This window comes from Mannheimia varigena, from assembly GCF_013377235.1.
GTDB lineage: Bacteria > Pseudomonadota > Gammaproteobacteria > Enterobacterales > Pasteurellaceae > Mannheimia > Mannheimia varigena.
This window is the reverse complement of the sequence record NZ_CP016226.1, coordinates 1,265,305-1,278,800: the sequence shown is the minus strand read 5'-3', so window position 1 is coordinate 1,278,800 and position 13,496 is coordinate 1,265,305. Positions and strand designations below refer to the sequence as shown.

Genomic DNA, 13,496 nt, shown 5'->3' with positions numbered 1-13,496 from the left:
ATGAGAAAACACAAACTCGGTATTTACGAAAAAGCCTTGCCGAAGAACATTTCGTGGCAAGACCGACTCTCCATCGCCAAAGTCTGCGGTTTCGACTTTGTCGAAATGTCGATTGACGAAACAGACGAACGTCTCGCCCGCCTTGATTGGAGCAAAAAAGAGCGTGCCAAATTAGTCAAAGCCATCATCAACACCGGCGTGACGATTCCGTCAATGTGCCTTTCCGGACACCGCCGCTTCCCGTTCGGCTCTCGTGATGAAGCCACTCGCCAAAAAGCCTATGAAATTATGGAAAAAGCCATTCAGTTGGCGGTCGATCTTGGTATTCGCACTATTCAACTTGCTGGCTACGATGTCTATTACGAAGAGCAAGACGAAGGCACGATCCAACGCTTCCAAGAAGGTTTGGAATGGGCAGTTGAGCTTGCGGCAAGCAATCAAGTGACGATTGCGGTGGAAATTATGGACACGAAATTTATGAGTTCGATTTCCCTCTGGAAAAAATGGGACGAGATCATCAAATCGCCGTGGTTCACTGTTTATCCGGATTTAGGCAACTTGTCTGCGTGGAACGACAACGTGGCGGAAGAGCTGAAACTTGGTATCGACAAAATCTCAGCAATTCACTTAAAAGATACCTACAAAGTCACCGAAACCTGCAAAGGACAGTTCCGTGACGTGCCATTCGGCGATGGCTGCGTGGATTTCCCAGCCTGCTTTAAAACCTTGGCAGAATTAAACTACCGTGGGGCATTCTTAATTGAAATGTGGACGGAAAAATCAGAAGAACCGATTACCGAAATTATCAACGCTCGCCGTTGGATTGAACAAAAAATGAAAGAGGGAGGCTTTACACTATGACCCAATTAACCGAATTAACCCCAGCATTACAAGCACTCAGGAAGCGTGTATTAAAGGCGAATTTAGAGCTGCCGAAATACGGTTTAGTGACTTTTACTTGGGGCAACGTGAGCGAAATCGACCGTGAAACCGGTTTGGTGGCGATCAAGCCATCTGGTGTGGAGTACGATGTAATGACCGTGGAAGATATTGTGTTGCTTGATTTACAAGGCAACCGTGTTTACGGTACAAAAAAGCCTTCGTCAGACACCCCGACCCACTTAGAACTCTACCGCCAATTCCCGGAAATCGGCGGTGTGGTACATACCCACTCACGCCACGCTGTGGGCTGGGCACAAGCCGGTGAAGATATTTTGGCACTGGGCACCACTCAAGGCGACTATTTCTACGGCTCAGTGCCTTGCACACGCCGAATGACCCCAGAAGAGATCGGTGGCGAATATGAACTCGAAACTGGCAAAGTGATCGTGGAAACTTTCCGCAAACGCAACATTGATCCAACGATGGTACCGGGCGTGCTAGTGCATTCTCACGGCCCATTCACGTGGGGTAAAAACGGACACGATGCGGTGCATAATTCGGTCGTGTTGGAAGAAGTAGCGTATATGAACTTCGTCAGCCACCAAATCCGCCCACAAATCGGCCCAATGCAGCAGGAACTGTTAGACAAACATTATCTGCGTAAGCACGGCAAAAATGCGTATTACGGACAGTAATTTTTAACACTTCATAAAAAATCAGCACTTTTACCAGTGCTGATTTTTTTATTTGTAATGGCTAACTTTTCCCTCGGATCTGAAAAGCAATATGTTGATTTCCTCCTTAGAATGTTGGGGGAAGATTTACATATTATAGATAAATCATTAATAGAAATGATTATTGTTTGATTTTTATCAAGTCATAAGAGGTTTAATTTTGTTATAAGTGATGTTTACTTATAACTTTATTTTTAACTAACTTATGATGATAAGAGATATTAATTGGGCGGCTAATCAAGCCTCTCCAAATGCTTTCCCCGAACGTCAGGCACTTATGCCTATTTGGGGTGGGGAAAATGTAGATCGTAGTGAATGGCAAGCATTATGGCAAAAGCAAGTGCCTTTTGCTTTGCAAGAAGACGGTTTAGCCTATTTCCATATTCCATTTTGTGCCAGTCACTGTATTTTCTGTGGTTTTTATCGCAATGCTTGGAAAGATGAGCATAGTAAAACTTATACGGATCGTGTGATTGCCGAACTTGCCTATGAAGCAAGCCTACGTCAAGACAAAGGTAAAATCCGAGCGGTATATTTTGGTGGTGGAACCCCAACAGCCTTACATACAGAAGATTTGGTGCGCCTTATTCGGGCATGTTATCAATATTTACCGCTTGCCGATGATTGTGAATTTACCATTGAAGGGCGCATCAGCCATTTTGATATTGAAAAAGCCAAAGCTTGTATTGAAGCAGGGGTTAATCGTATTTCAATCGGTATCCAAACCTTTAATTCTGCAATTCGCAAACGTTTAGGGCGAAAACATAGTGGTGAAGAGGCTCAAATTTACCTAAAAGCCTTATCGGGGCTCAATGCGGTTATTGTTGCCGATCTTATTTTCGGATTACCAAATCAAACCGATGAAGTCTGGCAGAAGGATATTGAGATTGCTTTCTCATTACCGATTGCAGGGTTGGATATTTATGCTTTCAATAACTATCCGTTTTTACCGATTAATCGCTTGATTGAACACGGCACTTTACCTTCCCCCGCTGGTTTTGACACTCAAAGTTTACACTATGCTTATGCGGTCGATAAATTAACTGCAGCAGGTTGGCAACAGGTGAGTAATAACCACTTTGCTTTCCCTGATCGTGGTGAACGTAATTGTTATAATACTTTGGTAAAATCCAATATGCCATGCTTAGCGTTTGGCTCAGGAGCTGGGGGTAATTTCGGTGGATTGAGTTATCAAGTGCAATCTGACTTAAAAACTTATCTTAATTCACCTGTTGAGCAAAAAAGTCTCTCTTATTTAAGCAAGCACGGTGAGCATAAAAGGCTACTTGGCACGATTCAGCATAGTATTGAACTGGGTTATTTAGACACCACACCTTTTGCTGGTAATCCCAAAGCGGAAAAATTATTACAGCAATGGGAATCCTTAGATTTACTTAAGTGTGACGGTAAGATGGCGAAACTGAATATCAGTGGTCGTTATTGGTCACCAACCTTAATTCGTAAGCTTATGCTTACTCTCCCTCAGACCAATAAGGAAAAAACAATGACAGCAATACTTACTACAGAATTAGAAAGCAAATTACGTGACAATTTAAAAGAAAATCCGGGACAAATTTTAGAAATGGTCGCAGGAATGAATCAATGTAGTTTAGAAAGTGTGATCAACTGTTTGCCGAGTGAAATGGTGATGAAAACGGATGGTGATCGTTTTGTGGAAATTATGCAAGAAATTGCTAATTGGAATGAAGCTGTTACTTTTATTATTCATACCCCAGATGCGATCGCTGAGGTGACGGGGAAATTACCACAAGGCAAAATTGGACGTGGTTTTTATAATTTTGAATCCGGTGAAGAAGGTGGGGTGCATGGGCATTTACGCTATGAAAATTGTGCCGCAATCTATTTATTAGACCGTCCATTTATGGGCAAACGCACGGTTGCACTGACATTCATTAATCAAAATGGCGAAGCAATGTTCAAAATTTTTGCTGGACGTGATGAAAAAGGGCAATTACGTGAACATCAAATTATTGCAATGCAAAAATTAATGCAGGGGAATTCATAATGATTTTAATATGTGGAGCAAATGGTTTGCTCGGGCGAGCCATCTGTGAAAAATTACCGGCAGAACAAACTATAGCTGTATTGCGTCAGATACCTACCGATTCATTTTTTAGTGAGCAGAATATAGCGGTCGAAACGGCTGATTTACTAGATATTGAATCTTGTCATCTTTTACTACAAAAAACACAACCAAAGCTGTTAATCACGGTGGTTGGCGGCAAAAACGAACAAGGCGTTCGTAGCGATAAAATCGCCAATATCAACTTGATACAAGCGGTCGAAAATCACTCGCCAAATACGAAAGTCATTTTAGTAACCAGTGTTGGTTGTGGCGAACAATGGGAGCAAATCAGCCCAATGGCTCAACAAGCTTTAGGTGAAGCCCTAGCAGCGAAAACCGAAGCAGAAAACTATTTGCGACAGACTGAACTAAACTGGCTGATTATCCGACCAGGTGGCTTAAATAATGAAGAAGAACAAAATAATTTCCGCATTGTTAAAGTGCTTCCCAAAGAACGGAAAATGTATGTTAGTCGTAAATCTGTTGCGACAGCTATCGTGAATTTAATCAATGAGGGTAAAAACCACAATATATATTCTGTTATTAGCCAAGAGTAGTGATTAGAATAGAATGGCAAGCGGTTATATTTCCTTTTTATTTTGCAAAAGAGAGTATGACCGCTTTATTTTTACCGAAATTTTTGCAAAAAAATCCCAAAAAAAGACCGCTTACAGGCTATAATAACCGACATTTTTCGACAATTTTTCAAATAATTCGTAGAGATAAACAGAATGACAGCAAAATTCAACGTAAAAACATTCCAAGGCATGATCCTTGCATTACAAGATTACTGGGCAAGCAAAGGCTGCACCGTGGTGCAACCGTTCGATATGGAAGTGGGGGCTGGTACTTCACATCCGATGACCTGTTTGCGTGCGTTAGGTCCTGAGCCGATGGCGTTTGCTTATGTACAACCATCACGCCGTCCGACAGACGGTCGTTATGGCGAAAACCCGAACCGTTTACAACACTACTACCAATTCCAAGTGGTGATTAAACCATCGCCGGACAACATTCAAGAACTCTACCTTGAAAGTCTGAAAATGCTCGGCTTCGACCCAACCCAAAACGACATCCGCTTCGTGGAAGACAACTGGGAAAACCCAACACTTGGGGCGTGGGGCTTAGGTTGGGAAGTGTGGCTGAACGGGATGGAAGTGACCCAATTTACCTACTTCCAACAAGTTGGCGGCTTAGAATGTAAGCCGGTAACAGGCGAAATCACCTACGGCTTAGAGCGTTTGGCAATGTATATTCAAGGCGTGGATTCGGTGTACGACCTTGTTTGGTCTGACGGCGAACTGGGCAAAACCACCTACGGCGATGTGTTCCACCAAAACGAAGTGGAGCAATCTACCTACAACTTTGAATACGCCGATGTGGATTTCCTGTTCCAATGTTTCGAACAGTATGAAAAAGAAGCCCAATACCTGTTAGGCTTAGAAAAACCGTTGCCACTGCCGGCTTACGAACGCATTTTAAAAGCGGCTCACAGCTTTAACTTACTTGACGCTCGTAAAGCGATCTCCGTCACCGAACGCCAACGCTACATCTTGCGCATCCGTGCCTTAACCAAAGGTGTTGCCGAAGCGTACTATGCAAGCCGTGAGGCATTAGGATTCCCGGGTTGTAAGAAATAAAATTGCCTAATGAAATGTAGGGGCGAATTGCAATTCGCCCTTACGGTAAGGATAACGACAATGAAACCGATTTTATACTTCGCCCACTGGTGCCCTGACACCGCCCCATTTTTGGCTGAATTAGAACGTCTGGGTGTAGCGTTTGACGAGTGCGACATCACAAAGGGCGGTTCAACCCTAAAACCGTTTTTACGCCTGCGTGACCAACATCCTGCTTTTGATGACGCCAAAGCCAACGGCTATATCGGCATTCCGGCATTGCTGTTGGAAGGGGACAAAGTGGTGTTGGATTTCGCCGAGCTAGAAGGGATTTTTGGCTAACAAGCGGTAAAATTTAGCGGAAATTTTGCAAAATGAAACCCTATGCGAAGTCGCTTAAACCCAATTCGCAAACGTTACGAAGTACACAGACCGAAGCTGAAAAACGGTTATGGTATCGGGTGCGAAATGATCAACTTGGCTTTCGTTTTTATCGGCAAAAACCGCTGTTAAGTTATATTGTCGATTTCTACTGTCCGAAAGCGAAATTAGTGATTGAACTCGACGGCAGCCAACATTATGAGCCTGAAAATCAGGCAAATGACAAAATCCGAGATGCGGAATTGGCATCGTTAGGATTGACAGTTTTGCGGTTTGATAATTACCGAATGATGACGGAGATTGACAGTGTGATTGAAGAGATTTGGTTGTATCTTCAATCGGTGGGCGAATAGAGTATTTTCTCCGTGAATTTAGTCTGCCAAATCTCCCCCTCCCCTCTTTGCTAAAGAGGGGTGATCCATCGAAGAAAATTTAACATTCATCTGGCTATTTAAGATATTTATGATGAAGAAATACGATGAAGTCAGATAAACTACAAATTTACAGCGATCTAATCCCCCTCTTTAGCAAAGAGGGGTTAGGGGAGATTTGGCAGAAGTGAAAACGGAGTGAGAGAGTGTTAAATCCTCCTGCATTTAGCTGTGGAAAGGACGCAAGAGCAGTTTCTTATTCCTTAGTTTTAATTTTATATGAGCTCTACTATGGGGATAACTGTTGAGCTATATCGTGGCTATTGAAAAGTCTAGATAGAAACAGGATACATATAATTCTGTGAAAAATCAGATTGCGGAATAACTACATAAAATGAAATCAAATTCTACAATTATATAGGGAGTATTTTATGGAAGATAAAAGAACTGAAATATCAATATTAGATGAATCCATTAGATTTATTAAAATAGCAATTTATCCGTTAAGTTTATTCATTATTGTTATAGTTTTATCAATCAAATTATATCAGTTAGATTTATCTGTATTGATAGGCAATCTACAATTTAGTGATTTATTGTCCATATTGTTAGCTTTTTTCTCCATTGGTATTTCAATTGCTTTCTATTTTAAAGCTAATGATACATCTAATAAATTTTATGATAATACATATAAATTTACTCAAAATACATCAGAGATCTTAGGAAGAATAGAGTCAGGGTTCGGGGAGAGATTAAGATCTATTAATGAATCATATGACAAGTTAGATAATAATATTAGATCATATTATGGTTCTAAGGAGAAAGCAAAGAAAGAAGAAATTGAGAAAAGTATTAAGAATGAAGAAGATGAAAAAGAAAGAATAATTTCTAAACTGATAGACAATTCAAAACTTGGAACCGATGAATTAGAGGAACTAAGAAAGAAACTAGATGAATCTAATCAAAAGTTAGAAGAAGCTAGAAATGAAATTATAATTTTACGCAGGAATTCTAGAAGAAATAATTCTGATATAGAGGAGAGGGTGGAGAGGTATTACAGAGCCTTTATAAGAAGAGTAGCTAGAAGGAATAATTATGATATTAGTGTAGATGAAATAAATCAGATCCTAAAAGAGGATATTGAACATAAAAATATACCTTATGCATTTATTAGAGATATGGAAAGGGTTAGACTTTTAGATAACGAAAATAATTTGACATTGAGAGGATATAGGTTGACTAGAAACATTCTAGATAGCTTATCAAACTCAGATAATTGATTGAGAGTAAATAAAAAATGACAACACAAAACTTCCTCGCCGAAATCGGCACAGAAGAGCTGCCACCGAAGGCACTCAAAAAATTAGCGACCGCATTTGCGGAGAATGTTGAACAAGAGCTCAACCTTGCGGGGCTTGCTTTCGAGAAAGTCGAATGGTTTGCAGCGCCACGCCGTTTGGCGGTGAAAGTGCTGGGTTTGGCAGACGCTCAACCGAGCAAAGAAATCGAGAAACGTGGCCCGGCGGTATCGGCGGCGTTTGATGCCGAAGGCAAGCCGACTAAGGCGGCAGAGGGCTGGGCGAAAGGCTGTGGGATTACCGTGGAGCAAGCCGAGCGTATTGCGACCGACAAGGGCGAATGGCTGGTGCATCGTGCGGTGATTGAAGGTCAGCCGACTAAAAATCTATTGGTCGATATTATCGCTAAATCGCTGGCGAACCTGCCAATTCCAAAAACAATGCGTTGGGGCGATAAAACTGAGCAATTCGTCCGTCCTGTGCATACCGTAACCCTTCTATTCGGTGCGGAGTTGATTGAAGGCGAGATTTTAGGCGTGGCGAGCGGCCGTACCATTCGTGGTCACCGTTTCTTGGGCGAACGTGAGTTCCAAATCGACAATGCAGATCAATACCCACAACTGCTAAAAGATCGTGGTTCTGTAGTAGCGGATTTCAACGAGCGTAAAGCGTTGATCCTTGCAAAATCCCAAGAAAAAGCGACCGCTTTGGGCGGCGTGGCGGATATTGAAGAAGACTTGCTTGATGAAGTGACTTCACTTGTTGAATATCCAAACGTACTTACCGCCAAATTTGAAGAGCGTTTCCTTGCCGTGCCGGCGGAAGCCTTAGTTTACACAATGAAAGGCGACCAAAAATACTTCCCGATTTACGACAAAGACGGCAAATTGTTACCGCACTTTATCTTCGTGTCGAACATCAATCCGGACGATCCGAGCAAGATCATCGAAGGTAACGAAAAAGTGGTTCGCCCACGTTTGACTGATGCGGAATTCTTCTTCAAAACCGACTTAAAACAGAAATTGGAAGACCAATTACCACGCCTTGAAACCGTATTGTTCCAGCAACAGCTCGGTACACTGCGTGATAAAACGGCTCGCATTGAAGCCTTGGCTGGCGAAATTGCTGCTCAAATTGGGGCAGACCAAACCAAAGCGAAACGTGCCGGCTTGCTCTCAAAATGCGACTTAATGACCAATATGGTGTTTGAATTTACCGACACCCAAGGCGTAATGGGGATGCACTATGCTCGTCACGACGGCGAAGATGAAGAAGTGGCAGTCGCACTCAACGAGCAATATATGCCACGCTTTGCAGGCGATGAGTTGCCGAAATCGTTGGTGGCTTGCTCCGTGGCGTTGGCGGATAAATTCGACACGCTCACCGGGATTTTCGGTATCGGTCAAGCACCGAAAGGCAGTGCCGACCCGTTCGCTTTACGCCGTGCGGCATTAGGTTCTCTGCGTATTATTGTCGAGAAAAACCTGCCGTTAGATTTAGCGGAAATCGTAGCAAAATCGACCGCACTTTTCGGCGATAAGCTCACCAATAAAAACGTGGTGGATGAAGTGGTGGACTTTATGCTCGGCCGTTTCCGTGCATGGTATGAAAGCGAAGGCATTGCGGTAGATGTAATCCAATCTGTGCTTGCCCGCCGCCCAACCAAACCGGCAGACTTCGATGCTCGTGTGCGTGCGGTGTCTCACTTCCGCACCTTAGACAGTGCTGAAGCCTTGGCTGCCGCAAACAAACGTGTAAGCAACATTTTAGCGAAAGCGGATATTGCGATTGGCGAAATTGATGTTTCAGTTTGTGTAGAACCGGCAGAAAAAGCGTTGGCAGAAGCGGTTATTGCACTCAAAGGCGAAGTACAACCGTTAATCGCACAGGGCGACTACACGGCGGTTCTTGATAAACTTGCGAACTTACGCCAACCGGTAGATGCGTTCTTTGACGGTGTGATGGTGAATGCTGAAGATCAAAAACTGCGTCAAAACCGCTTAGCGATTTTAAGCACGTTGCAAGGCTTGTTCCTGCAAGTGGCGGATATTTCCCTGTTGCAATAATTTGCAAAATTTTTACTGAATTAGACCGCTGACAAGCGGTCTTTTTTACAAGGAAATTTACTATGAAACGTTATTTTATCTCGCTAGCCTTACTTGGCTTAAGTGCCTTTGCTTCAGCAAATAAAGGTAATCTGGTGTTGTGGGAATGTATTACGAACAAGCAACAGAAATTGAGCTTGGTGGTGCAGAAAAACGCTGATAAGGATTTTACGCTCTTTTTCGGACGCGATACGGGAAATGGAATGGCACTTGAGTATAAGCAGGATTTAGACAATAGCTACCTTTATCAGTATGCTAACGGTACACAGCTTGTGGTGCCAAATAATGGCAAGTGGTATCTGTTTGAAGAAACTGAAGCAACTACTGGCTTTACCCACGTTGAGCTGGTAGTTCGTAATGAAAAAACCGGCGAAGTGTTGGAATATCAAGAGTGTGAAAGTGATGTAGTTTCTCACATCGCCGAACTTTCAACCAATAACGTAAAGCCGCTTCCCGATGATTTGGCAGAATGGTTATTTGAGGTGTCGAATAAGTATTTACCCTAATAACAATAAAAAGCCCGCTTGCAAGCGGGCTTTTTTATCCGAAATGTTACTAGTTTTATTTGAGCTTCGGCTTGTTCACCATAATCTCAATCACTTGGCGGTCTGTGTATTGCATACTGCGAGAAGCAATACTGCAGAGATTGTTGATAGAGCGGTCGATGTCGTGTTCGACAATCCCTTCGTTGCCGGTGACTTGGCTGTTGTCCATTGCCATGAGAATGGATTTGTAGCTGGAGGTCACACTGGTGGAAACTTTCATCGCACAGCTATTGGACGCTCCATCGCAGATAATGCCGCTGATGTCGCCAATCATACTACTGATTGCCATACTGATATTTTCAAATTTGCCGGTCAGCAGCCATGCCAGCCCGGCACAGCTGCCCATTGCAGCGGTGGTGACGGCACATAAAGCGGAGAGTTTCGGCAATTTGCTGTGAATGTAAATTGCCATTAGGTGAGATAAAAACAGGGCTCGAATCCGTTTTTCTTCGCTCACGTTTAAGTGGCGAGCCATCACTACTACCGGCATTGTGGCGGTGATGCCTTGGTTACCCGAGCCGGAATTACTCATCGCCGGCAGACTTGCTCCGCCCATTCTGGCATCAGAAGCTGCGGTGGTTTCAATGATAATGCGGTTGAGTAAGTCATCGCTGATTAAACCTTGCCCGATTTGCTTTTGTAGGGTTCGCCCAATATGCAAGCCGTAATCTGCCCGCAAGCCTTCTTGTGAAAGGGCGGAGTTGAGTTTTGCCGCTTGGTCTATAAAGCGGATTTTTTCCAAATCCACAGCCATTGAGAAATCGAAAATCTCTTTTGCTGTGAGGCTGGTGAATACTTCGGTAATGTTGTCGTTATTGACGGCACAAGGCTTGCTTAATAGCGTTTGCCCGTTTTTCTCAATGTAGATCACATTGGTGTGGTGCTCTGCAATTCGTACGCAAACTCGCTCAGCTTGGTAAAACAGGGTGGCTTCGGAGTATAAAATATACTCGGTTTCTAAAATCGACACCGACACTTTATCCGCTTTCAGCATTGCTTTGGCTTGTTCCACTTGCTCCGGTGTGATGTTTTTCAGCACCTCTAAATCGCCGTTCGGATCACCACCAATTGCCCCAATCGCTGCTGCCATCGGCAAGCCTACCGTTCCCGTACCGGGAACGGTTACACCCATTCCATTTTTCATTAAATTCGGCGAAACCCTCGCTTCAATTTGCTCCGGCAAATGTTCTAAATATTGGCGGGCAATCGCAGAGGCAAGGGCAAGCGAGATTGGCTCGGTACAGCCCAATGCTGGCACAACTTCATGGCTAACCGCACTCAGAATGGATTGCTCTAGTTTTTCACAGTGAATGTTCATAGGTAACCTTATTTATTCTAAGAATGTGAGGAATGGGGAGATGCAGAGCAAAATCCCTGTAATGATAATAATATTGAGGGCTAACCCTTTATATTTGAATAATGCCGGTACTTTATAGACTAAGTAGGCAGGAATAAGGCAGCCGACTAAGCCGAAAATCGGGCTACAGATAGAGGTAAAGCTCAAGACAGGAGCATTTAGTACGATGGCACTCCACGCCAGTAGTACGGAGAAAATCATAATCCCTTTTTGTACATAATTCGGATTGATTTTTTCAGCCGGGAATTTTCTTAGCAGTAAGTTCATTACAATGCCTTGGGTTGCTTCTCTGAAGCCTAAGTAAACTCCGAAGAATGCAGTCATTACAGCAAAAATATTTAACGCTACGCCCACATAAGTTGCCCAGCTACCTGGGAAGAATTGTGCGGCAATTGCTAAAGCGGAAACGTTTTGTTCGTAGGCTTTGAGGGCCTCTTCTCTACCCATTGCGAGAGTGAAGGAAACAGCATAAAAGAAGACGGTAACGAAAAGAATAGCAAAGGCGATATTCATTGCTCGTAATGCTTTATATCGAGCAACTTCACGAGATAATTCTTTTGCCCGATAAGAGATCACCATTGGGCTAAGGGTTTGTAAAAAGAGAATGGAGGTCAGCGTAAATGGTAAGGTAATAATGGCATCTTTAATTAATTTGCCTACAGGTGGCATTGCTCCGATATTATGCAGCTGCCACATTCCAACCATTGCCACGCCAAGTGCTGCAACTACAAAGAGTTTAGCCAATACCATAAATGTTGAAATTTTGAATAGCAATTTTTCACCACGAGAAGAGATGGCAACTAAAATACATATCAGCACCAAGCCATAAAAAGGGTTATCAGAAAGTAGAGTGTCTGTGACACCGAAGGTGAATAAGTAAGAAGCACTGTCATTTGTGATCGCTGTAGAATACACAAACATCCAAATAACCAGCATCACGAAATAAAGTACACCTAAAAATACCCCCAGTTTTTACCTAGGTAGCCACTAATCACGGTTGGGTAATCTCGGCATTCAGGTGATTCCGCAAGGGTATTAATGAAAAGACGTTGGAAGAGATACATTGCGGGGTAGCCGATAATGGAAGAAAGTAGGAAAACCCACATTCCCATTAATCCAACTTGAACAGGCAAGAAGACGATACCTGCACCGATAGCCATTCCAATACTCATAATGACCCAACCGAAGTCGGTAGAATCAAATTTTGTGGCTTGCTTAAATTCAGCAGGCGAGAGTTTTTGAGTATCCATAGATTCTCCTTAATAGTTATAGTAGAAGTTATTTTTTAAATTCTCTTAAATGCTTATAAATTGCGTGACTGGTGAGGGAGAGTTTTTCGGCAACAATAGGTACAGCTTCTTTTAGTTCAAAAATACCATTCTCAAACAAATAGAAAATAATTGATTTTTTATAGAGTTTTGATTGTTTAGCAGTATGTTGCTCAATTTCACAGGTAGCTTTATGAAATGCCTCTTCGATCAATTCTTTAGGATGTGTAATGAAATTCTCGCTTTTATGGTGGAGAGGAACGGGATCGGTTGCCATAAAAGAGCTGACCGTTTTATCTAATGGAGTAGATAAATTAAGATTGATACAAAATAGCCCAATAGGTTTGCCTTGATGTCCAATGATAATATGTGTAGTTGATTTAATTAAGTTACCATTATTTAACCGTGAAAAATACACCTGCTGAGTAGATGATTTGTCTTTTTGGTAAAGTTTCAGTAACTGTAATCCTTTGTCTGTGATCGGTGAGCCAACTTCTCTGCTAGTATGATGCCCATTAATAATTTTGATAATTGATTTTTCATAAGCATTTAACGAGTGAATAACAACCTCACAAAATTCGCCTAAAAGGCTTGCGATTGATTCACTTAATGAAAAATAAGACAACATAATTTCTTTATCTAAATCATCAAGATAATCTAATTGATCGGACATATTTCCTCCTCAGTTTTGGCGGATTATAAAAATCCTCTATATTTAAAGTCAATTAAATTTGACTTTCATTTAGGGCTTAAGTAATGATTTTTTGACTATGATCATATTTTTGTGAGGAGTGTAATAGGAAGTGGAATGTATCCTGTTCCAGAAACGATAAATAATATGATGTGGAAA

Annotated in this window: 14 protein-coding genes; 10 read left to right on the top strand and 4 right to left on the bottom strand. The window is 42.4% G+C overall.

Annotation, left to right across the window (positions count from 1 at the left end):
- The 10 genes from A6B40_RS05950 (at position 1) to A6B40_RS05905 (ending at position 9,982) form a co-directional block, all read left to right on the top strand.
- Entirely contained in the window at positions 1-861 is an 861-nt protein-coding gene (locus A6B40_RS05950; RefSeq protein ID WP_176671833.1) for an L-ribulose-5-phosphate 3-epimerase, read from the top strand.
- The gene (araD, locus tag A6B40_RS05945; RefSeq protein WP_112110237.1) at positions 858-1,577 is read left to right on the top strand and encodes an L-ribulose-5-phosphate 4-epimerase; all 720 of its coding nucleotides are present in this window, start codon (positions 858-860) and stop codon (positions 1,575-1,577) included. Before A6B40_RS05950 ends, araD begins: the two co-directional genes overlap by 4 nt.
- Before the next feature lie 247 nt (positions 1,578-1,824).
- Positions 1,825-3,642, top strand: coding sequence for a heme anaerobic degradation radical SAM methyltransferase ChuW/HutW (gene hutW / locus A6B40_RS05940; protein WP_176672329.1), 1,818 nt, complete (start codon positions 1,825-1,827; stop codon positions 3,640-3,642).
- On the top strand, positions 3,642-4,259 hold the full coding sequence (locus A6B40_RS05935) for an NAD(P)-binding oxidoreductase (protein WP_176671832.1): 618 nt from the start codon (positions 3,642-3,644) through the stop codon (positions 4,257-4,259). Before hutW ends, A6B40_RS05935 begins: the two co-directional genes overlap by 1 nt.
- 174 nt (positions 4,260-4,433) lie before the next feature.
- Positions 4,434-5,342: a glycine--tRNA ligase subunit alpha gene (gene glyQ, locus A6B40_RS05930; RefSeq protein ID WP_025218213.1), complete on the top strand. Its 909-nt coding sequence runs from the start codon at positions 4,434-4,436 to the stop codon at positions 5,340-5,342.
- A gap of 60 nt (positions 5,343-5,402) precedes the next feature.
- Positions 5,403-5,663 (top strand): hypothetical protein, encoded by a 261-nt coding sequence (locus A6B40_RS05925; RefSeq protein WP_176671831.1) that lies wholly within the window; start codon positions 5,403-5,405, stop codon positions 5,661-5,663.
- Positions 5,664-5,695: 32 nt separating this feature from the next.
- Positions 5,696-6,055, top strand: a complete 360-nt coding sequence (locus A6B40_RS05920; protein ID WP_176671830.1) for an endonuclease domain-containing protein — start codon at positions 5,696-5,698, stop codon at positions 6,053-6,055.
- Between the two features lie 449 nt (positions 6,056-6,504).
- Positions 6,505-7,353 carry a coiled-coil domain-containing protein gene (locus A6B40_RS05915; protein ID WP_025248349.1) on the top strand — a complete coding sequence of 283 codons (849 nt, stop codon included), beginning with the start codon at positions 6,505-6,507 and terminating at the stop codon, positions 7,351-7,353.
- Between the two features lie 17 nt (positions 7,354-7,370).
- Entirely contained in the window at positions 7,371-9,437 is a 2,067-nt protein-coding gene (gene glyS, locus A6B40_RS05910; protein WP_176671829.1) for a glycine--tRNA ligase subunit beta, read from the top strand.
- 62 nt (positions 9,438-9,499) lie between these two features.
- Complete coding sequence (locus A6B40_RS05905) at positions 9,500-9,982, top strand: hypothetical protein (protein ID WP_025248347.1); 483 nt, start codon at positions 9,500-9,502, stop codon at positions 9,980-9,982.
- Positions 9,983-10,037: 55 nt separating this feature from the next.
- Here the strand turns inward: A6B40_RS05905 and A6B40_RS05900 are convergent, their stop codons facing one another.
- From A6B40_RS05900 to A6B40_RS05890, 4 genes are read right to left on the bottom strand one after another with little or no spacing between them, the layout of a single operon-like run.
- On the bottom strand, positions 10,038-11,339 hold the full coding sequence (locus A6B40_RS05900) for an L-cysteine desulfidase family protein (RefSeq protein ID WP_025248346.1): 1,302 nt from the start codon (positions 11,337-11,339) through the stop codon (positions 10,038-10,040).
- Positions 11,340-11,351: 12 nt separating this feature from the next.
- Positions 11,352-12,299: an SLC5/6 family protein gene (locus A6B40_RS05895; RefSeq protein ID WP_236966859.1), complete on the bottom strand. Its 948-nt coding sequence runs from the start codon at positions 12,297-12,299 to the stop codon at positions 11,352-11,354.
- Between the two features lie 32 nt (positions 12,300-12,331).
- Complete coding sequence (locus A6B40_RS10155) at positions 12,332-12,628, bottom strand: amino acid permease (RefSeq protein WP_236966858.1); 297 nt, start codon at positions 12,626-12,628, stop codon at positions 12,332-12,334.
- Between the two features lie 28 nt (positions 12,629-12,656).
- A complete protein-coding gene (locus A6B40_RS05890; protein ID WP_138317245.1) occupies positions 12,657-13,319 on the bottom strand; it encodes a helix-turn-helix transcriptional regulator in 663 nt (220 codons plus the stop codon).
- Positions 13,320-13,496: the final 177 nt, after the last annotated feature.